Source organism: Myxococcus sp. AB025B, from assembly GCF_006518215.1.
In the GTDB taxonomy this organism is placed as follows: domain Bacteria; phylum Myxococcota; class Myxococcia; order Myxococcales; family Myxococcaceae; genus Myxococcus; species Myxococcus fulvus.
Genome location: NZ_SRLW01000141.1, coordinates 1 through 25,285, shown reverse-complemented (window position 1 = coordinate 25,285; position 25,285 = coordinate 1). Strand labels below are relative to the sequence as shown.

23 protein-coding genes and 2 tRNA genes are annotated in these 25,285 nt (G+C 67.9%); 7 read left to right on the top strand and 18 right to left on the bottom strand.

All coding sequences use genetic code 11. From position 1 onward, the window contains the following. Nucleotides 1–25: 25 nt before the first annotated feature. Nucleotides 26–793: an FHA domain-containing protein gene (locus FL311_RS23130; protein WP_174816797.1), complete on the top strand. Its 768-nt coding sequence runs from the start codon at nt 26–28 to the stop codon at nt 791–793. A gap of 75 nt (nt 794–868) precedes the next feature. Here FL311_RS23130 and FL311_RS23125 read toward each other — a convergent pair whose 3' ends face one another. Next, a complete protein-coding gene (locus FL311_RS23125) occupies nt 869–1,231 on the bottom strand; it encodes a TraR/DksA C4-type zinc finger protein (protein WP_141327975.1) in 363 nt (120 codons plus the stop codon). Nucleotides 1,232–1,358: 127 nt separating this feature from the next. On the opposite strand from FL311_RS23125, the gene FL311_RS23120 reads away from it, so the two are divergent. Continuing rightward, entirely contained in the window at nt 1,359–2,240 is an 882-nt protein-coding gene (locus tag FL311_RS23120; RefSeq protein ID WP_141327973.1) for a diadenylate cyclase, read from the top strand. Nucleotides 2,241–2,244: 4 nt separating this feature from the next. Here FL311_RS23120 and FL311_RS23115 read toward each other — a convergent pair whose 3' ends face one another. The 6 genes from FL311_RS23115 to dnaK form a co-directional block, all read right to left on the bottom strand. After that, nucleotides 2,245–2,802, bottom strand: coding sequence for a hypothetical protein (locus FL311_RS23115; RefSeq protein WP_141327971.1), 558 nt, complete (start codon nt 2,800–2,802; stop codon nt 2,245–2,247). 14 nt (nt 2,803–2,816) lie between these two features. After that, nucleotides 2,817–5,093, bottom strand: coding sequence for a vWA domain-containing protein (locus FL311_RS23110; protein WP_141327969.1), 2,277 nt, complete (start codon nt 5,091–5,093; stop codon nt 2,817–2,819). Nucleotides 5,094–5,133: 40 nt separating this feature from the next. Beyond that, nucleotides 5,134–7,665: an AAA family ATPase gene (locus tag FL311_RS23105; RefSeq protein WP_141327968.1), complete on the bottom strand. Its 2,532-nt coding sequence runs from the start codon at nt 7,663–7,665 to the stop codon at nt 5,134–5,136. Between the two features lie 51 nt (nt 7,666–7,716). Further along, a complete protein-coding gene (locus FL311_RS23100) occupies nt 7,717–8,121 on the bottom strand; it encodes a thiol-disulfide oxidoreductase DCC family protein (protein ID WP_141327966.1) in 405 nt (134 codons plus the stop codon). Nucleotides 8,122–8,148: 27 nt separating this feature from the next. After that, a complete protein-coding gene (locus FL311_RS23095) occupies nt 8,149–9,018 on the bottom strand; it encodes a hypothetical protein (RefSeq protein WP_228557015.1) in 870 nt (289 codons plus the stop codon). 233 nt (nt 9,019–9,251) lie between these two features. Beyond that, nucleotides 9,252–11,150: a molecular chaperone DnaK gene (dnaK, locus tag FL311_RS23090; protein WP_141327964.1), complete on the bottom strand. Its 1,899-nt coding sequence runs from the start codon at nt 11,148–11,150 to the stop codon at nt 9,252–9,254. 399 nt (nt 11,151–11,549) lie between these two features. Between dnaK and FL311_RS23085 the strand changes: the two genes are divergently transcribed. After that, complete coding sequence (locus tag FL311_RS23085) at nt 11,550–12,644, top strand: diacylglycerol kinase family protein (RefSeq protein ID WP_141327962.1); 1,095 nt, start codon at nt 11,550–11,552, stop codon at nt 12,642–12,644. 167 nt (nt 12,645–12,811) lie between these two features. On the opposite strand, the gene FL311_RS23080 is transcribed toward FL311_RS23085, so the two are convergent. The 5 genes from FL311_RS23080 to greB all read right to left on the bottom strand — a co-directional run bounded on the left by FL311_RS23080 (nt 12,812) and on the right by greB (nt 17,032). After that, nucleotides 12,812–13,573 (bottom strand): cyclopropane-fatty-acyl-phospholipid synthase family protein, encoded by a 762-nt coding sequence (locus FL311_RS23080; protein WP_141327960.1) that lies wholly within the window; start codon nt 13,571–13,573, stop codon nt 12,812–12,814. A 75-nt stretch (nt 13,574–13,648) separates the two neighbouring features. Continuing rightward, entirely contained in the window at nt 13,649–13,954 is a 306-nt protein-coding gene (locus tag FL311_RS23075) for a YbeD family protein (protein WP_141327958.1), read from the bottom strand. A gap of 33 nt (nt 13,955–13,987) precedes the next feature. Then, nucleotides 13,988–15,307 carry a PhoH family protein gene (locus tag FL311_RS23070; RefSeq protein WP_046714397.1) on the bottom strand — a complete coding sequence of 440 codons (1,320 nt, stop codon included), beginning with the start codon at nt 15,305–15,307 and terminating at the stop codon, nt 13,988–13,990. Nucleotides 15,308–15,530: 223 nt separating this feature from the next. Then, complete coding sequence (locus FL311_RS23065) at nt 15,531–16,478, bottom strand: deacetylase (protein WP_141327956.1); 948 nt, start codon at nt 16,476–16,478, stop codon at nt 15,531–15,533. 14 nt (nt 16,479–16,492) lie between these two features. Further along, the gene (gene greB, locus FL311_RS23060) at nt 16,493–17,032 is read right to left on the bottom strand and encodes a transcription elongation factor GreB (protein ID WP_141327954.1); all 540 of its coding nucleotides are present in this window, start codon (nt 17,030–17,032) and stop codon (nt 16,493–16,495) included. Between the two features lie 193 nt (nt 17,033–17,225). Here greB and FL311_RS23055 point away from each other — a divergent pair. Further along, a tRNA-Lys gene (locus tag FL311_RS23055) sits at nt 17,226–17,298 on the top strand. 12 nt (nt 17,299–17,310) lie between these two features. After that, nucleotides 17,311–17,383, top strand: a tRNA-Glu gene (locus FL311_RS23050). Between the two features lie 352 nt (nt 17,384–17,735). On the opposite strand, the gene FL311_RS23045 is transcribed toward FL311_RS23050, so the two are convergent. The 4 genes from FL311_RS23045 to FL311_RS45255 form a co-directional block, all read right to left on the bottom strand. Then, nucleotides 17,736–19,502 carry an ATP-binding protein gene (locus tag FL311_RS23045; protein ID WP_141327952.1) on the bottom strand — a complete coding sequence of 589 codons (1,767 nt, stop codon included), beginning with the start codon at nt 19,500–19,502 and terminating at the stop codon, nt 17,736–17,738. A 270-nt stretch (nt 19,503–19,772) separates the two neighbouring features. Beyond that, a complete protein-coding gene (locus FL311_RS23040) occupies nt 19,773–20,804 on the bottom strand; it encodes a hypothetical protein (protein WP_194869335.1) in 1,032 nt (343 codons plus the stop codon). Nucleotides 20,805–21,198: 394 nt separating this feature from the next. Beyond that, nucleotides 21,199–21,504, bottom strand: a complete 306-nt coding sequence (locus FL311_RS45260; RefSeq protein WP_141327948.1) for a helix-turn-helix transcriptional regulator — start codon at nt 21,502–21,504, stop codon at nt 21,199–21,201. An 82-nt stretch (nt 21,505–21,586) separates the two neighbouring features. Then, nucleotides 21,587–21,898 (bottom strand): helix-turn-helix transcriptional regulator, encoded by a 312-nt coding sequence (locus FL311_RS45255; protein ID WP_228557014.1) that lies wholly within the window; start codon nt 21,896–21,898, stop codon nt 21,587–21,589. Nucleotides 21,899–22,032: 134 nt separating this feature from the next. Between FL311_RS45255 and FL311_RS23025 the strand changes: the two genes are divergently transcribed. Together FL311_RS23025 and FL311_RS23020 are read left to right on the top strand one after the other, a co-directional pair. Further along, entirely contained in the window at nt 22,033–22,524 is a 492-nt protein-coding gene (locus FL311_RS23025; RefSeq protein ID WP_141327944.1) for a hypothetical protein, read from the top strand. A gap of 499 nt (nt 22,525–23,023) precedes the next feature. Then, the gene (locus FL311_RS23020; RefSeq protein WP_141327942.1) at nt 23,024–23,320 is read left to right on the top strand and encodes a hypothetical protein; all 297 of its coding nucleotides are present in this window, start codon (nt 23,024–23,026) and stop codon (nt 23,318–23,320) included. 722 nt (nt 23,321–24,042) lie between these two features. Here FL311_RS23020 and FL311_RS23015 read toward each other — a convergent pair. Continuing rightward, nucleotides 24,043–24,969: an HNH endonuclease gene (locus tag FL311_RS23015; RefSeq protein WP_141327940.1), complete on the bottom strand. Its 927-nt coding sequence runs from the start codon at nt 24,967–24,969 to the stop codon at nt 24,043–24,045. A 220-nt stretch (nt 24,970–25,189) separates the two neighbouring features. Further along, on the bottom strand, nt 25,190–25,285 hold a 96-nt coding region (locus tag FL311_RS46315; RefSeq protein WP_368668573.1), incomplete at its 5' end, for an IS3 family transposase.

Genomic DNA, 25,285 nt, shown 5'->3' with positions numbered 1-25,285 from the left:
CCCCTGGTAGAACCCGCCCAGCCCCATGGAAGCGATGGAATACTGCCCCCGCTGCGACACCGAGAACCCCAGGGATGCCACCGTCTGCCGAGCCTGCGGCTCGCCGCTGCGCTCCGGCACCATGGTCATGGCCGTGGCCAGCCTGTCCTCGCGGCCCCAGGTCTCCATCCGCGTGGTGCGGGCCGACGGCGGCCCCGAGTCCGTCGTGCGCATGCAGCGCGACACCCTCACCTGCGGCCAGCAGGGGGACATCCCGCTCCCGGACGACCCCTTCATCATGCCCGTCCAGATGCGCTTCTTCTTCTCCGGCGCGCGCCTGGCCGTGGAGGACGTGGGAGGCGCCAACGGCGTCTTCGTCCGCCTGCGCCAGGAGCGGGAGCTGTCCCCCGGAGGCGAGCTGCGTCTGGGACGGCAACGACTGGTGCTGGAGCCCATCCCCACCGCGACGCCCGGCCCCGGAGGCACCCAGGTCTGGGGCTCACCGGATCCCGGCTACCGCCTGCGGCTCATCCAGTTGCTGGAGGGGGGGCTGAAGGGCGCGGCCTATCCGCTCCGCGAGGGCGACAACCTGCTGGGCCGCGAGCAGGGCGACCTCACCTTCCCCACCGACGGCTTCGTCTCCGGCCGGCACGCGGTGCTGCAGGTGCGCCAGGACCGGCTGACGGTGCGCGACGTGGGCTCGTCCAACGGCACCTTCATGCGGCTGGCCGGCCCGACCTTCGTCGACAACGGTGACCACTACCTCATCGGTCGGCAGCTCTTGAGGGTGGAGATCCAGGCACCGCTGGCCTGATGCACCGCCCCACGCTTTGACTCCCCGGGCCGCACGGGACATCTCCTCCCGCGCGGCCCCAGGACCCCACGGCCATCAGCCGTAGGACTTCTCCTTCTTCTCCTGCTCTTCCTTGCAGCGGATGCAGAGCGTCGTCACCGGACGCGCCTCCAACCGCTTGGGGGAGATGTCCTCCTCGCAACGCTCGCAGACGCCGAACGAGCCGTTCTCGATGCGCTCGAGCGCCTTATCAATCTTCTGCAGCAGGAACTTCTCGCGGTCGCGGAGTCTGAACACCATCGACTGCGCATACTCGGAAGAGGCCAGGTCGATCTCGTCGGGGAGATCGTCGGTGTCGAAGCTCGACTCCTCCACCAGGGTCTTCTTGGCGCTCTCGAGCAGGCTCGCCTTGCTGTCCTCGAGCATCTTCTTGTAACGCTTGAGATCTTTCTGGTTCACAGCCTTCGCTCCAGTACGCGAGGGTTTTTGGGCCCTGTCCCCCAAAAAAAGGGCCCGAAAGCTTTATTCAGGGCGCCTTCGGTGTCAAGCTGACGTGGTCACGAACTGCGGGTGAAGGGAGGGGCGTTTGAGCGAGAACACGAAGTTCGATCGGGAGTTCCTGCGCTCGGCCCTCTCCCTGGCCGCGAAGAGTGACGTCGATCACTTCCTCTACATCTGCGACACGCCCATCCCTCCCGAGGAGCTGCGCGGCAGGCCTGCTCGCAAGAAGCTCGTGTACGCGGTGACGCTGGACAAGCTGGCGCAGGAGCACCAGCTCAAGAAGGTCCGCGCGCTCGTCATCCCCGCCTACGACTATTCGCGCACCGAGCGGGTGAAGGTGGCGCTCGTCTCCGCGCTCTCCCAGGGGGCCTTCAAGGAAGGTGACCTGGTGCTCTGCATGACGGGGCGCGTGGGCCGCGCTCCCGACACGCTGATGCAGATGCGAATCGGTGGCTCGTTGGATGACCGGCTCGCCATCGAGGGCGTGAAGCTGGGCGAGGAGTTCAACTCCCAGGTGGTGGACGCGCTCATCCAGCTGGCGCTGCAGATCGGCCAGGAGGGCTTCGAGGGCCACCCCATCGGCACCATCATCACCATCGGCGACCACACGACGGTGCTGGAGAAGAGCCGGCAGATGACCATCAATCCGTTCCAGGGCCTCTCCGAGGCGGAGCGGAACGTGCTGGACCCGAAGATTCGCGAGGCCATCAAGAACTTCAGCGTGCTCGACGGCGCCTTCGTCATCCGCGAGGACGGCGTGGTGCTGGCCGCGGGGCGCTACCTGTCCTCCGCGGACGAGGCGGTGAAGATCCCGCTCGGCCTGGGCGCCCGGCACGCCGCCGCCGCGGGCATCACCTCCACCACGCACTGCATCGCGCTGGTGGTGAGCCAGACGTCCGGCGCGGTGCGCCTCTTCAAGGGCGGCAACATCGTCCTCGAGCTCCACCAGACGGCACGCCGGACCTGAAGCCTCAGTCCGCCTTCTCCCGCAGCTCCTCGCGGTAGACCTCCGCCAGCGCGTGCGCGCGCTCCACCTCGTCGCGCGCCGCGTCCACCACCAGCGCCTGTTCGAAGCGCGCCACGCGCTCCTTCAGCGCGTCGGTGACGATGCCGCCCATCACCAGGCGCGCGGAGGCGCTCTCCCGCTCGCGGCGCAGCTCCTCCACCCGCTCGCCCAGCTCCGCGGCGGCCTCCAGGAGCAGCGCGCCGTCGGCCTCGGCACGCTCCAGCGACTCGCGGGTGGAGGCGAGGAGTGCCTCGGCCTGGACGCGGTCCTTCTTCAGCACGGCCACCGCCTTGGCGTCGGAGCGGGACTCCGCGGTGGCGCGGCGCGCGTCCAGCTCCGTCAGGCGGCGTGTGTAGCGCTCCACGGCGCGGGTGAGCTCTCCCTTGAGGGCGAGCAGCGTGGCCGCGGACTTGCGCAGCTCGGAGGCCTGCCGCTCCAGGTTCTCGAGCAGCTCGTCGAAGGCGGCCAGCGGGTCCACTGGCCGGGAGCGCTCCTTCTTGCGTTTCCAGAGGCCGAAGAACATGGCGTGCGGCAAGCCTAACCGAAGGGGCGGCACAACAGCCGCACTCGTGACAGCGCGTCCTCCACCGAGGGTCCGCCGACGGACAGCGCCGCGAGGTAGCGCGCGGGGGTCAGCCCATACACCGTGAGCAGGTGCTGGAGGAGCACGACGCTCTCGGTGGCGCGCTTGTCCGCGGGAGCCAGGGACGTGGCCTCCACCAGCGCGCCGAGGATGTCCACCACCCGGCCCACCACGTCCGCGCCAGGAACCTGCCCGCCCTCGGGTCTGGGAGGCGATTCGGGGAAGAGCGCCTCGAACGAGGCCTCCACCGCGACAGGCGTATTCGAGCCGCGTCCGCTCGCCACGGCCTCGAGCGCCTCCAGGTGCGGCGCGAGCAGCTCCAGCGCGTCCGGCGTGGCGGGCACGTCACGCGGCAGCAGCGTGCGCCAGGGCGTGTCGAACTCGGTGCGGGCCCAGAGGATCTCCTCGTCGGAGAGGTGGTGGTAGAAGGCGCGCAGCCCGGAGGCCCGCTGCTCGCGCACCAGCGAGCGCAGGTCCGGGTTCTCCTCACCCAGGGAGATGAAGCTCAGGGCGATGTCCAGCGAGCCCATGGGCGCGCGCGTGCGGCGGATGAGGTCCAGGTCCACGCGGTCCTCGCCGTCGGTGACGAGCACCACGGTGGCGCGCGCCAGGTACGGGTCCCTGCCCTGCGCGGCGCGGATGGAGTCGAAGGCGGACATCAGCGCGAGCGAGATGTCCGTCTGTCCCTCCGCGGGCGAGTCGCGGAAGAGGCGCTCGATCTGCCGGGTGGCTTCGACGGCCGTGTCCACGCGGGCCAGCTCCGTGGGTACGTCGTTGAAGAAGCTGAAGTAGAGCGGGTCGAAGGACTCGCCCCTGCGGGCCTTGACGCGCAGGTTGTTGAGCTCGGCGATGATGAGGGCGTCGCGGAAGCGGGCGCGGGCGCCATGCATGGAGCCGGACGCGTCACAGACGTAGACGCGCACGGCGGTGCGCTTCACCTTCTTCGACTGCGGTGGCGGCGCGTCCTCGACGTACGCCCGCACCAGCTGCCGGTTGGCGGCCAGGTCCCGCAGGAGCATGCGCGGGTCCGTCAGCACGAAGTTGTTCACCTCGTGCAGGGCGCCTGTCGTCTCGAAGGTCATCGTCTGCGTGGGATAGGGCACGCGGCGCGCCACACGCCGGGCGGCCTTCGTCTCCGCCAGGACGATCTCCTCGGACAGCGCGTCCTCCACGTCGAAGTACCGGGCACAGCCCGCCGCCAGCTCGAAGGTCGCGAGCTGCTCGGGGCGCAACGAGAAGGCCAGGTCGGCCAGCAGCTCGTCCGGGCGCGGCGAGTCGGCCTCGGGCCGGGGCGACTGGGGCGCCTCGCCGAACCAGTCGGCCAGGGCGTCGCGCTCCGCGTTCTCCACCATGACCGTCAGGTGCGTCCGCGTGGGCAGCAAGGGCGCAAGGCTCGTTCGGGCCGCGGCGGCCAGCTCCAGGTCCCCTGCTTCCAGGGCCCACTCATAGAGGCCACGCAGCGAGCGATAGGCGGCCTGGGGTTCGTGGCGCGCGGCATGCTTCACGTGGCGCAGCAGCTCCTCGAGCGAGCGGACCGCGGGCACCGCGCGTGTGCGCTCCCGCGCCTCGGCCACGTCGCGACGCAGCGGCAGCGCCCGCTCCCGGTCATGGTCCGCCCCCAGTCGCAGCAACATCTCGTGGGCAAGGTCCAGGTCCCTGCGCTTCTGCACGACGTCGGCGACGTTGTCCCTGGCCCGCGACGCGAAGTACTCGGCCACCGCCATCCGCGCGCTGCTCGGAGGCCGCTGGGGTCGGCTCGCGGACGCCGGGCGCTCGTAGACGACGAAGTCCTCGTCCGGGAGGTCCTCCGTGTAGGGCCGCAGGAAGAGGTCGGCCACCTTCACCGCGCGAGCGAGCCGGACGAAGGCCCGCTCGAGGACGGAGAGCGTCCCCGGCGGCAGCACACCCGCCCGCCACGCGCGCTCCACGCGCCCCAGACACTCCTCGAACTCTCCGAGCGCCTGTCCCGCGCGGGCCTGCAGCCCCTGGGACAGCGAGCCCGCGCGCCCACGTCGAGCCCCCAGGGCATGGAGCAGCATGGCATCCGCCGACGTGTGGACCCCCACGCGGTCCAGCTCGCGGTCCAACGCCTGGAGCACTGGCAGCGACAGCTCCCCAGGCCCCGTGACCTTCCGGCCGAAGGACCACCACCGGGGCCCTCCCGCTGGAGGCGGAGGCTGACGAAGCGCGTCCAACCGCGCTCGCAGCTCGGTGAGCCGCCGCGAGAGCATGCTCAGCCCCGCCTCTCGGCGCTATGCGCCCCGGGTGCGCTCATGCCGCGGTCCGGCGCTCCAGCACCTGCCGGCTGTAGCGCCCGAAGTCCTCTTCGATTCCGTGCAGCAGCGTCCCCAGGCGACGCGCGGTCTCCCCCACCTCTCCCGGCAGCCCCGAGAGCAGCGACAACACGCCCTTGAGCCGCACCAACTCCCCTTCCTTCAACGCCAGCAACGGGAAGCGGCTGCGGACCAGCCGGTCCACGGTGCGCTCCACCTCGCCGCGCTCCTTCAAGGCCTCCGGCGCCGGAAGCGAGGTGAGCAACTGGGTCAACCAGCTGCGCAGGAACTTCACCCGCGACTGGAGGAAGGCGAGCTCCGCATGGGCCACCGCCGCGCGTGCCTCCTCCGAGAAGAACGCCGACGCCCCACCGCCGCGGGTGAAGGCGAGCTGTCCGTCCAGGCCCAGCAGCGCGGCCAGTTCTCCGTCCGGCGCCTTGGCGGAGAACTCACCGCGATAGAAGACGTACGCATCGCCGTTGATGACCGAGGCCGCCGCGGGAGGGGGGCTCGCCATCTCGCGAGTGAGCGCCTTGGCGTGCTCCCGCAGACGTCCGTCGAGGATGCCCTGACACTCGCGCATCACCACGTCCACCGGGAGGCCCTCGCGTCGGAGGTTCTCGACCACCGACTGCACGGCGCGGCCGTACTGCTCGACGCGCTCGAACGGCGTGGAGGCCAGGACCTCGCGCGCATACGAGAGCCCCAGCGGCAGCAGCAGCTCCTCCTTGAAGCTGCGCTGGCTGGGGTCCAGCGCGATGAGGGACTGCTCCAACTGAGACAGCCGACGCGAGTCCGCGGCCAGCGCCTCCAGCGGCTCCTTGCGGCCTCTCGGCGAGGCCCCCTGGAAGGCCACCGTGGCCCGGCGTCGCAGCGCGCCCACCACCCGCTTGCGCGCGTCGAGCTCCACCTTGCGCAGCCGCTCCACCGTCGCCGGGGCCCCCTCGGCCAACAGGCCCATCAGGTCGGCCATCCGCGACAGCTCCTCCTCCAGGTTGTCCGCCAGCCCGACGAGCCCCTCCAGCTTGAGGCCCTCCTCGAAGTCCGCGCTCTCCGCGGTCAGGGCAATCATCTCCAGGGCACCTTCGAGGAAGCGCGCCGTGGCTTCGCTCAGCGGCGTCAGCCCGGGCTTCAGCTCGGGGAGGACGCGGCAGAGCTCCAGCACGTCCTGGAACGAGGTCAGCAGGGACAGGCCGCCGCGCCCCTCGCCCTGCCCCGCCATGCCTCGTGCCAGCCGCTGGTCCATCGCCGCCACCAGCGCGCGCGCGGCGGCCAGCAGCGGCACCCGGTTCTGCAGGTGGCGCGGACCAGGCATCAGCTTGGACATGAGGCTGCGCGCGGAGGTGGACGCGATGGCCGGCTGCCAGTTGCGCGACAGCGCCTCCACCGTGGTGGCCTCGTCCGCCGCGGCCAGCGCCTGCGCCTCGCGCTCCAGCCCGCCCCCCAGCTCCTGGCGGACCTGGGCGATGACCTCGTCGAACGTGCGCTGCTCCAGCCGGACGATTTCGAGCTGCGCGCGCTCCCTGGGGTCGACCACGGACTTGAGCAGCGCGTCCGTCTCCGCCGAGGGCGGCCCGCCGAGCAGGAAGAACCAGCGCAGCGCGTCCAGGTCCTCCACGGAGGCCTCCAGCGGGCGCTCGGGCCGCCGGTAGATCTGATCCCGGACCACCGCCGCCTTCAGCGCCCACAGCGCCTTCACCGCCGAGCGCTGGGAGAAGTACTTTGTCGGCACGTAGTCGGGCAGCTTGGACACGTGCGACGTCAGCGCGCGCTCCAGCGCGTCCGTCAGGAGCTCCACGCCCTCCATCACCACGCTGGGCACCCGCACGCGCGCGACCGCGTCCTGGAGCAGGTCCACCTGCTGCAGCGAGAGCGGCGCGCGCAGGTCCGCTCGCGCGCCGTGCTCGAAGCGCTGGAGCATGGCCGCCCGGCTCTCCTTCCGGGCGAAGGACTTGGGCACGAAGCTGATGAAGCTCAGCCGGTCCGCGAAGGCCAGGAGCAGCTCCGGCGAGCGCGCCAGCACCTCGGAGAGGTACCGGTTGCTCGTCATCACCACGCACTCGGTGCGGCCCGCCGTCACCCGCCGCCCGTGCTTGAGCTCGCGCTCGAAGAGCACGTTGAGGATGGAGCGCAGCAGCATGTCCCGGCCGTCGAAGACCTCATCCAGGAACGCGTGCTGAGAGCCCAGCATGCCCTCGTCGGTGAGGTACTCCGTGCGCCCCGTCTCCGTCAGGACCTTGAAGTCCACCGGCCCCAGCAGGTCCGTCTGCACGGTGGACTCCGCCAGCTGCTTGGAGAACAGCGACGGCAGTCCCGTCTTCCCGTCGATGATGCGCCCCAGCACCGCGCTGGCGATGGCGCTCTTGGCCGTCCCCGGCGGCCCCACCACCAGCACGTGCTCCCGGCTCAGGAGCGCCAGCTCCAGCTGCGTGAAGAGCGTCTCCCGCTCCAGGTAGACATCCCGCAACTCATTGAAGAAGTGGCGAAAGGCCCGGGCGGCCTGGAGGTACGTCGTCGGATGTGATTGCACGGACTATCCGGAGGCAGCGGGGTTGGCCCCATGCTACCCGCCGCCCTCCGTCTATTTGAAGTGGACCTCGCAACCGCCATCCGTGCAGGTCCGCCCGGCAATCCGGAATCGATAGCGCGCCACGGCCCGGTACACGACATCCACCAGCTGCCGCAGTCCGGGGACATAGTAGACGTACAACAGCTTCCCCAGGGGATGCCGGCCCAGCGCCCGGACGATGGCCTCGGCGCCCTCCATCACCCGCCCGTCCGCGCGGACCAGCTGCATGGCCAGCTCACACCGCTGTGCGCTGATGCCCGGAAAGGCCTCCAGCACGCCCTCGTCCCGGAACGAGCGCAGCTCCGTGCCCCGTCCGCCCAGCAGCCGCTGGAACTCGCGGGCCGCGCCGCTGCAGATGCGGCAGTGCCCGTCGTAGAGGATCACATCATGTCCCGGGGGTGTCGTCCTCAGCACCATCCGTGTCACCTCCACCCTGGTTCTATGTCAGCGAGAGGCCAGCGTGTCATGCAGATGCGCATGCACGGAGCGCCAGATGTCATGCTGCCGCTCGATGGGGTCCATCAGCTTCATGCCCACCGACGTGGCGGGCGAGCTGCCCTGGAAGGCCGAGTACTGGCGCAGTCGCGCTCCACCCGCCCCGTCGTCCTCGAAGACGAAGCGGTTCGTCCCCCGCAGGGGATGTCCGTCCAGCGTGGTGATGTGCACGGTGTGCTTCTCCGGCTCGAGCCGGAACGTCACGGGCGCCCAGACGGGCGGAGGCCCCTTCTCCTCCAGGAACACCTTCGCCCCGTCCGCCAGCGCGCCCGTGGCCGGCTGGAGCCGGATGCCCGCGGCCTCGAACACCGGGCCGGGATTGCGCACGAGGTAGTCCCACGCCACCTCCGGCGCCACGCCGGGCAGGACGCTGGTGTAGTCCGTCAGGGAGGTGGGAGCCCCCTCGAGGGGAGGACTCGGGTCCAGCAGTCGCAGGTGCCCTCGCGCGTAGGCGTCCACCACCGTCCCCTTCCCCATCAGCAGGCTCGCCGCGGCCGCCTCGGACTGGGCGACCGTCAGGGCGCCCTGCTTCATCTGCTCCCGCACGTTGCCCGTGGGGCGTGGAGGAAAAGCGCCCCCCACCGCGAAGTCGAAGTCGTTCGGTGACCCCGTCATGGGACCGCATCGGGGCCCCACCCCGGACGAGACACCGCCACCGCTCGAGACAGGGCCCCGGAAGACCTCCAGCGTGCTCGCCTCCTGCCTCGCGGACGCGGACTGCGCCTTCCGCGCGGCCGACGAGTCGACGGGGAGCGCTCCGGGCTCGGGCTCGATGTTCAGCGGGAGGACGGACGACTGCTGGGACAGGACTCGGGACATGCGGGCACCTCGCACGACTGCGTGGAGTCGCCCCACGTTGCATCCTCCTCACCCACGCTCGCCCCAGTGTCCTCGGCCGTTTGCGTCAGCACCGCGTCTCGCCCCACACACGCCCATCCAGACTTCCGGAAGGCCCAGCCGCACACGCCCGCAGAAAAACGGAAGGGCCGGCCCCCCGCGTGGCGGAGGCACCGGCCCTTCTGACTCAACGCACGGGCCTCACGGCCCCGGCATCACGACTGGCGGAACTCGGCGTCCACCACGTCGTCCTTCTTCGCGCCCGGCTGCGCGCCAGGAGCAGCACCCGGAGGCGGCTCGCCACCCGGCGCCCCACCCGTCGCCTTGTACATCTCCTCGGCGGCCTTGTAGCTGGCGGCCTGGAGCTTCTCGAGCGCGGACTTGATGGCGTCCTTGTCCTGGCCCTCGCGGACCTTGTTGAGCTCCGCCACCCCGTCCTCGAGGCCCTTCGCCACCTCCGCGGAGAGCTTCTCCTTGTTCTCCTTGATGAGCTTCTCGGCCCCGTAGGCCTGGGCCTCCGCCTGGTTCTTCAGCTCCACCAGCTCCCGCTTGTCCTTGTCGGCCGCCTCGTTCTCGCGGGCCGCGGCGACCATCTTCTCCACCTCGTCCTTCGCCAGACCCGAGGACTGGGTGATGGTGACCTTCTGCTCCTTGCCCGTGGCCTTGTCCTTCGCGCTCACGTTCAGGATGCCGTTGGCGTCCAGGTCGAACGTCACCTCGATCTGCGGCACGCCACGCGGCGCCGGGGGCAGGCCCGTCAGGTGGAAGCGGCCCAGGCTCCGGTTGTCGTTCGCCATCTCGCGCTCACCCTGGAGCACGTGGATCTCCACCTGCGACTGGCCGTCCGCGGCCGTGGAGAACGTCTCCGACTTGCGCGTGGGGATGGTGGTGTTGCGCTCGATGAGCTTGGTCATCACCCCGCCCAGCGTCTCCACGCCCAGCGACAGCGGCGTCACGTCCAGCAGGAGGATGTCCTTCACCTCGCCGGAGAGCACGCCCGCCTGCACCGCGGCGCCCACCGCCACGACCTCGTCCGGGTTCACCGAGCGGTTCGGCTCCTTGCCGAACAGCCGCTTCACCGCCTCCTGCACCTTCGGGATGCGCGTGGTGCCACCCACGAGCACGACCTCGCTGAGGTCCTTCAGGTCCAGCCCCGAGTCCTTGAGGCACTTGCGGCACGGCTCCAGCGAGCGCTCGATGAGGTCGTCGATCATCGCCTCGAACTTGGCGCGCGTGAGCTTGACGTTCAGGTGCTTGGGACCCGACGCGTCCGCCGTGAGGAACGGCAGGTTGATGTCCGTCTCCGTCGCGCTCGACAGCTCGATCTTCGCCTTCTCCGCCGCCTCCTTCAGGCGCTGGATCACCATCTTGTCCTTGGTGACGTCCAGCCCCGTGTCCTTCTTGAACTCGACGACCAGCCAATCCATGATCCGCTGGTCGATGTTGTCACCGCCCAGGTGCGTGTCACCGTTGGTCGCGAGCACGTCGACGACGCTCTCGCCCACCTCCAGGATGGACACGTCGAACGTGCCGCCGCCGAAGTCGTAGACGGCGATCTTCTCGTCCTTCTTCTTGTCCAGGCCGTACGCCAGCGCCGCCGCGGTCGGCTCGTTCACGATGCGCCGCACCGTCAGGCCGGCGATCTCACCCGCATCCTTGGTCGCCTGGCGCTGGGCGTCGTTGAAGTACGCCGGGACGGTGATGACCGCCTCCGTCACCTTCTCACCCAGGTAGTTCTCGGCGGCCCGCTTCAGCTTCAGCAGCACCTGCGCGCTGATCTCCGGCGCGCTGGACTGCTTGCCATCCAGGTCCACGCGCGCGTCGCCATTGGGGCCGCGGGAGACCTTGTAGGGCACCAGCTTGGTCTCCTCCGAGACCTCGTCGAACCGGCGACCCATGAAGCGCTTGATGGAATAGATGGTGCGCTCGGGGTTCGTGATGGCCTGGCGCTTCGCCACCTGGCCGACCAGGCGCTCGCCATCCTTCGTGAACGCGACCACCGAGGGCGTGATGCGGCTGCCTTCCTCGTTGACGATGACCTTGGGCTCGCGACCCTCCATGATCGCCACCACGCTGTTCGTGGTGCCCAGGTCGATCCCAATAATCTTGCCCACGGTTCGTATCCTCCGGAAATGACTGCGTTTTCTTCAAAAGCTCCTGATGTATGCCCAACGTAACCACCCACCCCCGGGTGTCAAACCAGGCAGTGGTGCCGTCTCCTCACGCCTCAAGGTGATGCTCCTGGGTGCGTAGCGCAGTGCGCATGAGGCCGTCTGCCGCGTCACGCCATCGCCACCTTCACGCCACGGGTGCGTAACCCGCTCTACACCCCCCGTCACCCCGAGGTAGCAACCAGCCGGCCTTTGGCACAGCAACCAACGTTGCAACCCCCTGGAATGACGTGCCTGCCTGCCTGCTGACGCCCCGCGTCACCCGTTGGCAATGAAAGTGCACAGTACGGCCAGCGTCGATGTCGGGTCCCCCCACCCGCACCTACCCTGGAGCATGTCCCCATGCTGGTTCAGCCCCTGCGCTCTCCGGACCTCCGCCGCGCCCCCTCGGCGGATGTCTCCGTCGAACCCAAGGTCGCGGTGCTGCTCAACGCCAACGCCCGGAAGGTGGATGCCCGGGTGGTGAAGTCCCTGTCGCACGTGGTGCCGGAGCAGGACCTGTTCCTGTCGCGCTCGGAGCTGGACGGGCGCCGCATCGCGCAGACGGTGCTTGAGCGCGGCTACCCGGTGGTCTTCACGGGCGGCGGTGACGGGACGTTCATGGGCTTCGTGAACGAGGTGCTCCAGCAGGTGGGTCCGCGAGGCCGCTTCGCCGGCCAGCCGGTGCCCCGCTTCGGCATCCTCAAGCTCGGCACGGGCAACGGCATCGCCAACCACGTCAACGCCTCCGGCACCCGGGGCGACGGCATCCTGAACGACGTGCTGCGCGCCCGCACGGGTGAGGTGCCCGGCTTCCGCCCCATGGACCTGCTGATGGTGGACGGGCAGCGCGCGCCGTTCGCCGGTCTGGGCGTGGATGGCAAGGTGCTCAACGACTACATCTGGGTGAAGGAGAACCTGGGCAAGGGGCTCTTCAAGAGCGTGCTCACGGGCAGCGGGGGCTACTTCTCCGCGGTGGCGTGCAAGACGGTGCCGCACTACCTGACGAACTCGACCTGGGTGGAGTGCGAGGTCGTCAACGGCCCGTCGAGCGAGGCCTACCGCCTGGGTCCGGATGGCCAGCCCCAGGGTGCGCCGCTGGCGCCCGGCGACGTGCTCTTCCGCGGGAAGCTGATGATGGCGGCGGCGGGCACCATGCCCTTCTACGGCTATGGCCTGCGCATGTTCCCCTTCTCGTGCGGCCGTCGCGGCTTCATGCAGCTGCGCCTGGGCCAGGTGACGCCCACGCAGGTGCTGGCGAACCTGCCGCGCATGTGGGCCGGCCGCTGGTTCCCGGAGGGTCTGCACGACTTCCACGTCCGCGAGGCCACCATCCGCTTCGCGCGCCCCATGCCCTTCCAGGTTGGCGGCGACGCGGCCGGCTACCGCGACCAGGTCAACCTGTCCGTCGCCCCCGAGTCCATCGAGCTGGTCGACTTCAACGGCGCGCTGAACTAGGCGTCAGATCCACGGCTGGAGCGCACGCGCCCTCCCAAGGGGCGCGACTCCAACGCACCGCCGCCTTCACGTCGCCCGGGTTCCTGGGCGAAGCAGCCACGCGACGAGGATGTAGCGAGGCGCCCCGGACGGACGGAGGCGCTCCCGGACACGAGGGGTGACGTGAATCAGCCGCGGTCGCGCGAAGCCGGGGGCTTCTCGCCCGGCTCCTTGCGGCGTCCCACCAGGAACGCGTAGCTGACGCTGGCCTTGCCGTTGCTCTCGCGGTGCAGCGCCAGCTCCTCGCGCAGCGACGAGGCCTGGGGGCCCGACGTCGGACGCAGGCTGGCCTCCACCTCGCGGTAGTAGTCGTCGAGCTCCGTGTCGTGCAGCGTCTCGGCCGACTCCGGCTCGAACCCGCCCAGCTCCAGCGACATGAGCAGCTCACGCGGCAGGAGCAGCGGCGCGCCCAGGCGGCGCTCCCACAGCTCGGCGGCGGCCTTGGGGACCACGCGCCCCACCCTGGCGGGGAAGGTCATCCCCAGCCGCCCGCGCTTGGCGAGCAGCGGCCGAAGGACGGACATCGTCCCCTTCAGCGTGTAGAGCACCCGACCGGGGATGAGAATGGCGTCGAAGGCACCGTCTGGCAGCCCGAGGGAGTCCAGGGCCACGCCCCGGACCTCGATCCGGTCGCCGAGGCCCTGGTTGCGGACCCGCTCCCGGGCGGCGGCGACATGAGACTCGTCCGTGTCGCCGGCCATGACGGTGCAGCCCATCTCCCGGGCCAGGACCAGGGCGGCGCTGGCATCCGGGCCACACCCGAGCACGAGCACCTGGGAGCCCGGCTCCAGCTGGGCCACCTTGGCGAAACGCCGGGTCACGTCGTCCGAGCTGAACGCGCGCCGGGCGTCCGCGGGGTGGTACAGCGGAAAGGGCTCTGCCGGGCTCATGGACTCCTCATATACCCAACCCCGACCGGACTTCCAGAGACGGACGAGAGGGAGCCCCCTCCCGCGCCCCTGGCGTCACAGGTGATAGATGACGCGCGGGTCCTTGTGGAGCAGATCGTAGATGGCCCGGCGCTGCTCCTCCGACAGCAGGTACACCGACACGCTCAGCGAGACATAGGTGCCCTTGCTGCTGGGCTGCTCGCTGATGGAGTCCGGGGAGATCTCCGTGCCCATGGCCCGGCGGAACAGCTCCCTGACGTGCTCCGCGAAGCCAGGGCCCTGCTTGCCCATCACCTTGAAGGTGTAGACCGAGGGGTACTCGATGAGGGGCTTCTTCTCCCCTTCTTCCGGGGGCGCGTCTCCAGGTCCGTCCTTCTTCATGACACGTCTCTATCGCTTGGGCACCCCAGGTGCCTAGAGCAGGTTGGCGGCGAGCTCGGCCAGGGCGCTGCGCTCACCCTTGGCCATCGAGATGTGCGCGGCGATCTTCTCGCTCTTGAAGCGATTGACCACGTGCACCAGGCCGTTGTTGGTCGAATCCACGTAGGGGTTGTCGATCTGGAACGGATCCCCCGTGAGGATGATCTTCGTGTTGTCGCCCACGCGGGTGATGATGGTCTTCACCTCGTGGGGCGTGAGGTTCTGCGCCTCGTCCACGATGATGAACTGGTTGGGGATGCTGCGGCCGCGGATGTACGTGAGCGGCTCGATCTCCATCAGCCCCAGGTCCAACAGCTCGTGGTAGCCGCGGCCGGCCTTCTTGTCCGCGCGGCTCAAGTTCATCAGGAACTCCACGTTGTCGAAGATGGGCTGCATCCAGGGGTTGAGCTTCTCCTCGACGCTGCCGGGCAGATAGCCGATGTCGCGCCCCAGCGGGAAGATGGGACGGCTCACCAGGAGCTTCTGGTAGAGGTTCTCCTCGGTCACCTTCTGCAGGCCCGCGGCGATGGCGAGCAGCGTCTTGCCCGTGCCCGCCTTGCCGACGATGGTCACCAGCTTGATGTCGTCGTTGAGCAGCAGGTCCAGGCAGAAGGCCTGCTCCATGTTGCGCGGGCGGATGCCCCAGGTGCCTTCCTTGCTCTGGCGCAGCAGCGGCACCAGCCGGTTCTTGAGCCCGTGCAGCCGGCCCATGGCGGTGTGGGACGGGTTCGTCTCGTCCTTGAGCAGCACGAGCTGGTTGGGGAAGAGCGTGTCCACGTCGGGCAGCTCCACCTCGGCGCCGGGCTTGTACATCTGGTCCACCAGCTCCTTGGGGACCAGCCGCTCGGTGAAGCCGGTGTACAGCTCCGTGATTTCGACCCGCTCGGTGTCGTAGTCCTGGGCGATGAGGCCCAGGGCGTCCGCGCGGATGCGCAGGTTGGTGTCCTTGGTGATGAAGACGGCCTGGGTGTCCGGCTCCTGCTCCATCAGGTCGATGGCCACCGCGAGGATGCGGTTGTCCATCAGGTTGCTGTCCGCCATGGACAGCGGCAGCTCACGGTCCGTGAAGGACACCCGCAGCATGCCGCCCCGAGGCAGGGGCACGCCCTCCTTCAGCGAGCCCTCCGCGCGGAAACCGTCCAGGTAGCGGGCCACGAGGCGGGCGTTGCGGCCCAGCTCGGAGAGGTCGCGCTTGAACTGGTCGATCTCCTCGATGACGTAGATGGGGATGATGACGTTGTTGTCCTCGAAGCCGTAGATGCTGCGCGGATCATGCAGGAGGACGTTCGTGTCGAGGATGAAGTTCTTTCGCATCGTGGGTTCGCGCGACCTTGATGGGTACGGGTGCGACCGCTGGTGACCGTGCGACGTGGCTGTGCCTGACGCTCACTCCAATATACGCAGCGGCTCTCACGGAAGCAGCCGTGTTCGTGCGTGAACGCGGGCTGTTCGAAACCCCACGCCCCGCACGGGTCCTCCCGGCGCAGCGTTTGCCGCGAGGGGACGTGGCCTGGCCGACACTCCGGGGGCGCGCGGCTCAGTGGGCCAGCACGGGGGCGAGCGGATCGTACCCGAGCAGCTCCGCCAGCCGCTCGGGCGGAGGCCCTGGGGGCATGCGTTGCCAGGGGAAGCGCTGCTGGAGCGCCTCCTCGTCGAGCGTGAGGGGCTGTCGTCCGGTCTGCTCGCGTGCCTCGGCCCAGCGCTTCGCGTCGAACGCGCGGATCAACCGGCGGCTCAGGGGCGCGAGCATGGGCATGGGGGTGAAGGGAACGGACTGCCCTTCCGCGTCGCGCAGGCAGCCCAGCTCCACGGCCCACGCGAGCAGCCAGCGCGGGCGGCCTCTTCCGGCGTCGCGCATGGCGAGGAAGCGGCCCTGGGCGGCGCCGTCCACGAAGAGGAAGCGCCGGTCATAGACGCTGGCGGCGGCGAAGGTGGAGGGCGTGAGGGCCAGCGCCTCCGCGCCGATGCGGCGGGCCATGAGCATGAGCACCTCGAGCAGCTGCGCGGAGAGCGCGAGCCCGGGGTGACTCTGGCCAGGGAGCGGCGGGCGGTGCCAGTCGAAGGGGCGTCCCGGGTTCTGGAGCAGGAGCGCGTCCACGTAGAGCAGGGGCGCGGTGGCGAGCGCGTCGCCCAGGCCGACCTCGGCGCCGGTGGCCATGCGCAGGGAGAGGTCGGCGACGGGGGCGTAGAAGCGGCGGCTCCAGAGGATGACGCGGGGGCGGAAGGGGTCCTCGCCCTGGACGCGCAGCTCCACGGGACCCACGCGCTCCTCGGCGCGCTGGATGAGGCCGTAGGCGCGCAGGACGCGCTCGAGGCCCGGGTGGCTGTAGGTGCCGAAGAGCAGGCCGACGCGGGCCTTCTGCGAGTCGCCCAGTCCGAGGTCCTCGAGGGAGAGCTCCTCGAGCTCGGGCGCGGCCAGGTCCGCCCCGCTCAGGTGCTGATAGATGCGGCGGAAGCGGGGGTTGATGGGCAGCGTCCGAGGCATGGGGGCGTCCTCACTCAGTCGTAGCGGATGTCGACGATGGACAGCTCGATTTCACCGCGGGGGCGGCGCACCTCCACGGTGTCGCCCACGCCCTTGCGCAGGAGGGCGCGTCCAATGGGGGACTCCACGCTGATGCGACCTCCGGCGGCGTCGATCTCGTCGGACCCGACAATCTGGTACGTGGTGCGCTGGCCGTCCTCGTCCTCCAGGGTGACGGTGGCGCCGAAGTAGACGTGTGCACGGTCGGTCTGTTCAGCAGGCGTGACGATGGTGGCGGTGTCCAGGCGGCGCTGGAGGAAGCGGATGCGGCGGTCGATTTCGCGCAGGCGCTTCTTGCCGTAGATGTATTCGGCGTTCTCGGAGCGGTCGCCCTGGGCGGCGGCGGCGGAGACCTCGGCGGTGACCTTGGGGCGCTCCTCGTTGAGCAGGCGGATGAGCTCCCGGTGCATCCGCTCGGCGCCCGAGCGGGTGAGGTAGCGACGGAACGGAGCCTTCTCCTCGCCGTCCTCGGCCTCCAGGTCATCGTGTTCATCTGGGGAGAGGTCCTGGGACATGGGAGTTGTATACCGCCGATGGCTGACGGAGGTGGGGGCCGAGGGGACGGGTGTGCCCGAAGTGACGAGCGCGCCACTGTCAGGAAGCCGGACGTGCGCTCGCCAGTGGAAAGCGCGAAGGAGTGCTGGTAGGAAGCGCCTGCCTCCGGGGCCCAGGAGGGCTGCCCGAGGATTTTGGACAAAAGAATAGTGCGAGTCGCTAGCTCAGATGGTAGAGCACCGGCCTTTTAAGCCGAGGGTCGGGGGTTCGATCCCCCCGCGACTCATGCAGTGACGACGTCCCCGTCGTCTAGAGGCCCAGGACGCTGGCCTTTCAAGCCGGTAACACGGGTTCGAATCCCGTCGGGGACACTAGGGCAGCCCCGTAAGTACCCGGAAACACAGGGCACTTACGGGGCTGAACTGTTCATAGGGGTTCACTGGCGTCCGCTCGATTACGTACGGATTACGTACGGAGAGCATCGAGTAATCGCCGCGTTCCGGCCAGCCTCCAACTAGGCGTCGGTACTGCTCATGGTCGTGTCTCAAGAGCTACCTGGCTTTGGCCTCTACGCCCCATCTCGCCCCTAGAACAGGCCCGCCTGCTACCGGCATGGCGCTCGCTACGGCGCCGACCTGCATCAGCGCCCCGAGCTTCCCTTCGGAGGGGTGGCCTCTATTCTAGCGCGCGGAAGAGAGCCGAAACTGGGGCTGCAAGGATGCCTCACGCTGCCTGCTGGTCGTTCTTGAGCTGGTCCAGAAGCCAGCCGAGGCGAGCCCTCGCTGCGCTCACGACGGCGGCGTAGGACCTCACGTGCAGGCCCGGGGGACGCCAGTTTGCATCCACACTCGTCGCGGCCCTGCCTCCGATGACGAGCACATCGAGGGGGTCGAAGTGTCTACGGAGGTCGTCCCGATACTTAGTGGCTTGAGTCTCATCGTCGCGGTCAATCGAATGACCGGGCTCCTTGAACTCGATGAGGAGATGCCGGCCCGTTAGCATGGCGCACAGCAACAGGTCCGGTCGCTTCTTGGCTCGATCTCCGGTGAATTCTTTGTCGGCCCACTTCTTCAGGATGGTCGCCACGGTCTGGTTCGAGGAGAGCAGCGTGAAGTCGCCCTCTAGGAGCCAGAGGTTGCGCTCGATGACTTGGTGCAGCTCCTTCTCCTGGGTATCCGGCCGGGTCATCAGCTCATCGAGGCGGTCGAGGATCTCCAAGCGCCTCCGAGTCTGGAGACCGATGACGGCCATGTCCACGAGCCCGAACTGGCCCAGTGCATCGGCAAAGGTCGCGACCCCCTGGTGCCGCGCAACTTCAATGGCCTGGATGACCGCCCAGTACTCATCTCGCTCGAAGGCATCGAGCATGACGTTGATGACAGTGCCCCGACGCTCCTCACTCTCCCCGTAGAACTTCGTAAGTACCCGTTGAAGCGCGGCCTCCGCGAACCTGCGTCGATGCTCCGGCAGCCCGGCCAGGCGGCGATCAATCTCCTGTTGAAGTCGAGCTTTCGCGAGACTCATCTGGCGAACGAAAACCTTATTGAGCTTCTCCTTGAGTTGCTCCCGCGCCCAGGCTTCCACGGCCTTGAACCCTGTGCTGTTCTCGATGATAGCGCCCCAGTCGGGGGTCACGTCCGCAGCAAGGCCGTCGGCTTCAATCTCGCCGTAGACCTTCTTCAATAGCTTGCCGGGAACTTCCTCGTCTTCATCCAGCCCGAAGTAGATCGGCTTGCCGACGACCTTCCCGCCGACGCGCACGACCACACCCGGGTGTTTGAGCGGTCTCTTTCCCTCGGCGAATGTCAGAGAGAGCTTCACGGGCCCTACGGCCTGCAAATGAGCCCGTTCCGTGAACGCCTCGCCGGGAATGTCTTCGATGGCAAGCGCCTCACCGTTCACCCGAATCGTGAAGTCCGACCGACGACCGTACTCCAGCACTAACAGCTCTCGCAGCCTCTCGGCCGTCGGAAACGCCAGCGCCTGATTCAAATCCGTAAGCGTGATGGTCGTTCCGTGATCCCGCTCATCACATTCCGAAGTCGTGAGCGGGAGGTCGATCTTTTCCAAGTCTTGACGGGAGTCGAGTAGGTCCTCCTTGCGGATGACCAGGCCCGTCCGTTTTCCATGTGCCTGGGTCTCCATCACCATGGTGGAGGCAGCCATCAGTCCAGCGAACTTGCCGATTCCCTTCCGGCCTTTGATTCGCCGCTTGAGCGACAGAGTCTCCTCTCCTTTGCGAGAACGCCGGTCGCTGGCGACCTTCAGGTACTCGCTCCGAACCTCCTGCTCGGTCATGCCAGTTCCGTCGTCCCGGATGACGATGGGGTCGTTGGTCATCGGGGCTGGCAACTGGATGTCTACCTCGTGAGCATCCGCATCCCAGGCGTTATCCACCAGCTCCTTGAGAGCGTGCTCAGAAGAGCGGTAGCTCTCTCCCAGGAGGGTCGCAAGTCGAGGATCAACCTGAAAGCGTGCTGACTTGGCCATCGCGTGCGCTCCGTCCAATCACTTACCACGCCTTGAGCCAGCGAGTGACAACGTACGGATACGCCTCTGACTCGACCGGAAAGCCGGATCCTACCATCCGTTCCGAAGAAGCCCAAACCGTATGGACAGAACCCCGATGAATCGCGTGCAGGCTCCGGCCTTCTTGAGGACCACGTCGTTGGCCGCAGGCTGAGCCTGAGAGAGCAGGATAGAACTGAGCGCGCAGCGTCAGCGCCACCTGGACCGCAAGAGGACTGGGGGCTGGAGGCACTAGAGGTCGAAGTCCTTCTGTCCCGACACGAACCGCCGGTAGTTCACCGGGATCAAGAACCGCTGTCGGATGCGCGCGAGATATTCCGCCCACTCCTTGGTCAAAGGTGCGGGTGAGACGATGACGAGTTCGAGCGGGTCTTTCGGCTCCTCCAAATAGCCGTACTCCAGCAACTGGCCGAGGGCCTCTCGGATGCTGTAGCGGGCTTCCGGGTACGTCTTGAGTTCGATGAGAACGCGGCGGTCCGGAAGCCTCACGGTGAGGTCGACTCGCTCGTGCTCAGCCCACACGCAGTTCTTACCGTACTTCTTGACGAGCAGGTTGTAGAGTTCCACTTGAAGCTGGTTGTGTAGCAGTTCGACCGCACCGCCCTCCCAGCCCGACTTCACCGTCGCCTGCGAACGGATGAATTCCTTCGGGGGCGGCTCCACCGTCGCTGTCGTCCGGCCAAAAGCCGAGATCATCATCTGAGGAGCGAAGTAGATCTGGCTGGCCTTTAGGTACTTGCGAATGAAATCGGGGTCACCGATCACCGTCGGAGGCGAGAGGATCTCAAGGCTCTCCGGTCGGAACCGTAGGTCAAACAGCTCCTCTGGTTTGGCGTGAGCAATCATCGATGCGTCACCGCCGGCAACCTCGACCTGCTCTCGCATCAGCTTGAGCCAGCCGTTCCTTTTGTAAGCCGCGAAGGCGTGCGCGGCCTCGTCACCGTCAATGATCTCGCACCGGCGGATCACGCCAACTGCACGCCGAGCCCCCCGGCCATCGATAGCGAACAAGTAGAGATCAATCTCGGGCGGCAACGACTGACGCCGTCCACGGAGCGCCTGAACATAACCGTACCGCCAGCCGTCCACGACCCACGAAGGGTTGAAGAGCCATTCCTCGTGGCCGAATCCGTAGGCGGAGCAGTACGTGCCGGAGGACTCAAAACGAGCGGCCTCTCCAGTCGGAGCAATCCAGTTCCGTGAGTTCCAGCAGACTCGGGCCATGCGGCTCTCGATCTGCTCCCCAAGTTCTGAGCGCGGCATCCATGCCTCCCAGCGGGACCATAGCAGGACGGATAGCGGCGGATTCATCCGAGCTGAGAATCAGGCGGTGTGTCTGGGGTAGGCGCGGCGTAGGACTGGACAGGCAGCGTGTTGGGCGCTGCGTGCGGCGAGGTATGCTAGGTCCTGCCGGCCTGCCAAAGCTGGAGCTGCCGTTAGGCGGTGGAGATATCAGGAGCGGCGGGACCGCAGAGGCACAGTCCTGTAGCTCCACGACAAGACCAGCAAATAGCCTGTGCTCGGCGAACTCGGGTTCGAAGTTCCACCGAAGAAGTCATCGCGCACGCGCTTTCGCGTGTTGAGCCGGGGGTTTGAGCATCGGAGGTAAGAGCCCCTGCACCTACTTTGGGCGCGTTGGGCCAAGGAGCCTGATGCGTCACTTCCCGCTATCGTCTTCCTCTATCTCCCGGAACAGATCCCGGAGTGGCACCTTGAAGGCCACGGACGCGGCTACCAACGTGGCCACCGTGACGTTTGCGGTTCCCTGCTCCATTTTGATGATGTGCTTCGGGTGGACACCGATGGCTTCGGCCGCCTGCTCCTGAGTGAACCCCCGCTCCAACCGCAGCTCCCGGAGCCGTTCCCCGAGTCGGCGTAACTCTCGCTTGATGGCACGGGCTGTCGGACCTCGCGTCCAGACCTCCGAACGACCACGCTTAACGGGGGGCTTCCCTGTGGGCACGCTACTGGCTTATCCAAGGTTGCTCTTGAACTACACAGCTCATGAGCTACATGCTCCAGGGGATGGCGGTAGCCCCATCACGTCACTTGTTGCTGGTGTCCTCCTCATCAGAATCAGGAAACAGATCCCGGAGTGGCACTTTGAAGGCCACGGACACGGCTACCAGTGTGGCCACCGTGACGTTCGCGGCCCCCTGCTCCATTTTGATGATGTGCTTCGGGTGGACACCGATGGCTTCGGCCGCCTGCTCCTGAGTGAACCCCCGCTCCAACCGCAGCTCCCGGAGCCGTTCCCCGAGTCGGCGTAACTCTCGCTTGATGGCACGGGCTGTCGGACCTCGCGTCCAGACCTCCGAACGACCGCGCTTGGTGGGCGCATCCCCTGCTGTAGGCACAATCCGGGCTTACTGAAGGTCGTTCATGAACTACACAGCTCATGAACTACTTGGCCGCACGGGGGCGTGGATGGCACGATGTAGCTCATGAGCTACACCCTCAGCAGGCCTTGACCCACGAAAGGACGGCCGAAATGACCGAAGAGAACGGAAGCCTCCCCTCGCCTCTGGCACTGAGCCTGGACCTGGAGCTGAACACTCTGGCCAGTGCGACTCGGGGAGCCCAGATTCTAGCGGACCTCCAGGCCCAGCATGGACTTCCAGATGAAGAGCTGGAGCGGGCTGCCCCCGCCTGCATCACGTCCATGTTGGCCCTCGTGATTGAGCGCATCGGGCAGCTTCGACGCGTGGTCCGCAACGAGGAGGACCCGGCCCACCTCAGGGCCCCTCACAACAGCGTGGAGGATCCAGCTACAAGCGGGGCGTTCGCCGAGGACATCGTCCTGTTCTCCTGGAACAGCCTCCGCTTGCCCGTGGTGACGTGGAATCCACATCCACAGGAGGAGGCCCCAAGGGAGCCGAAGCGGCGCAAGAACCGGGGCCAGCAGCCGAAGGAAGCAACCTCCGAGTCCCCCAGCGCGTCCGGGGATAAGGAGCCTGGGCCGCCCACTTCCGGGTCCCACTGAAGGGGGAGGCAGGGGGCGAGGCGGGTACCACCTGGAGCGCGGCGGCTGCTCCCTCCCCGCCTCCAGCACCTCTTGGAGGGCCCTGACGATGCGCGACCGGGTAGGCGCATGGGGCTGCCCTCCCCAACGCGCACCAGAGCCAGCTGCCCTGCTGGTCGCAGCGCCGGGGCATCGTCTTCAGCCCGCCGACTGCCAGGACGGATTCGAGGCTCTCCAGGCTCAGGACGTGCTCACGGACCCGCTCGATGGCCTTGGGCTGCTGGTCGTGGCTGATAGCTCCCAGCTTTGCCGGCATCGATCTGAGCCAAGGCCAGTCCCTTGACTCGGAGGCCGACGCCCTCGCCAGCCTAGGGCAGCAACGTGGACCGCCTACGCGGGGGGTGCTCCGGGCCATACCGTTGGCGCTGAGCAGGTCCAGGGCACGGCGGAAGCTGTCCGGGCCGACCTTCCGGCGCCGGGTGTAGCTCCGGCTCCTCCTCTGCCCCTCCTGGACCCGTGCGTGGGCAGTGCTGATGGCGATGCCTCCCTGGGCTGCGGCAACCTCGGCGAGCGTCCGGCCCTGGTGCCGGTACACCAGTGGAAGCAGGAGCTGCCCCATCTGGGCCTGGAGATCGGCAGCGAAGCGCTCGGCATCGAGGCGGCCCCGAACCTCCTCCTCGGGTCCCAGAACGGCAACGTCGTGCCCGTCAAGGAACGGCTGCGGCGAGGTCGCGAGCTGGTACAGGTCCACCAGCTCCGATGTCACGTCCCTCACGGCCCTGGGGACGCCCCTCGCGCTTCACCGGGGCGGACCTGACGAAACTGGAGACCCTGCGCGTCCAGGGAAGGACCATCCGGGAGAGCGCCGTGGCCCTGAAGGTTCCCCGCTCCACAGAGCAGCGCGCCCCGGCCTAAAAAGTTGGGGTCGCCCGCCTCGACAGCCCCCTGGGAGCAGGGCCGATCAGCAAGTTCCTACCCGGTAGCCTACTTCTAGGACAGGAGCGAGTCGGGGGTAGAGGCTATCCTCGGTCAGGCATGAGCGATCAATTCACGTGCGTATGCGGTCGGCTCCAAAGGACTCTCCTTGCTTCCAACGTCACCGACGCCCTCAACCAGTTCCGGGGGTATGTCGAAGGGGGCGTCTACGCTGACCTGGTTGAAGGCGCGACAACGCTGACCATTCGCGGTCCGGTCAGGGTACGGCACGCGACTGCCGAACACGTCTTCGACAGGGCGTCGGGCGACCTCAAGAGGTCGGTTGACCTGCGTCCCAAGAGGCGCCGGTAGGGCCCAGCCATCTTCCGGGGCCGTGACGTCGCTTCTGGTCGCCATCTTCGGCTGGGGGCCGAGCAGGATCTGCATTGGCTCATTGAGCGCACCAAAGCCGGGCTTGAGCAGGCGCGGGCCCAAGGCAAGCGCCTGGGGCGGCCACCGTGCTCGCCCGGTACGGCTCGGCGCCGCTACCGACCGGGTTTGTCCACGAACCGCGGCAAAGGCTGTCGGCGTCCCTGAGAGGTCCCTGCGGCGACAGGCTGGCGCCTAACCTCGGAACACCTCGGTGTTGTGCCAGGACAGGAACTCCGGCGCCGGCCGTTCGGGCCTTGCATCGGGCAGTTCGATGGTCCGGCCATGGAGGGCGTAGTAGTCGCGGCCGTTGCTGAACTCCTCGCGGATCCGTCGGCTCACTTCCACCCGGTACTCGGGCGTCACGGTCAGGTAGCCCCTGTCGAACAGTGTGTGCAGGTCGCTCCTCATCAACAGGCCGTTGTCCACCCGGTGCTCGCCTCCAGCCGCGTAGGGCCGGATGTGGGCGGCCTCGAGGACAGGCAAGGTCTTCTCCCCCGTCACAGCGCAGCGACGGTGGTAGACGTCGGTGACCAGGACCCGGAAGCTGCCCTGGCCCAGGCGGGGTTTCACTAGGAGCGGTTCGCCGTACCGAAGACCTGGCTCGACCACAGCGGGGAACTCGCCCGATAGCTCCGGGGCAAGCCGCTCCTGTACCTGACGAAGCAGGGTGGCTCCGGGCTCGACGCTGAGATCGTAGGTCCGTCCCTGGACGATGTTCGGCTTCCAATCCGCAGGTACCGGGACCCAGTGCTCACGAGGCCAGAAGAAGGGCTGCTCAAGGAGGATGCACCCCACGTGGTAGTCCTCCATGGGGTCTGCTGGGGCTCGCCGGTACTTCTCGATGCGGCTCCGCATTTCCTGCAGGGTCGCTGCCCCGTTGGCAATCCCGAACGCCTCCCATGCGAGGCTGACGGGTAGAAGGCTGGAGTGGGCAAAGAAGCCGCCGCCGACGATGAAGTTCTGGGGTGCGTGGAGCTTGAATAGGAACAGCTCGCCGGGGCTCAAGGCCTTGAAGAGCCTGGAGCCGCCCGGCTGCCAGAAGTTCACCTCCTCAAGCCCCGGCCGCGAGGCAAGGAGATTGAACCAGGTCTCATCCGTGATGCCGACGAACGCCCTCAAGGTAGGCTCCGCTCCCCAGCTATCATAACCGCACCGAGGGGCTCCCGGCCCTCGCCGTCGGTGCGGCTAATACCCCCTCCGACAGGCCGAGTGAGGTGGGCAGGTAGATCAACCACTTGCTCCCTAGACAGCGGGTGCGGCGGAAACGACCGTCTTGGGGCAGGCTGCTCAAGGGAGGAGTGCGGCATCTGGGCTTGCCCCGATTTCGTGGACAGGTTCGTTAAGCTGCCGCACTTCGGGTTGAGGCGTTCCGCTCGTACTCCTCGGGGCTGACATAGCCGAGTGCGGAGTGCCTGCGACGGCGGTTGTACCACGC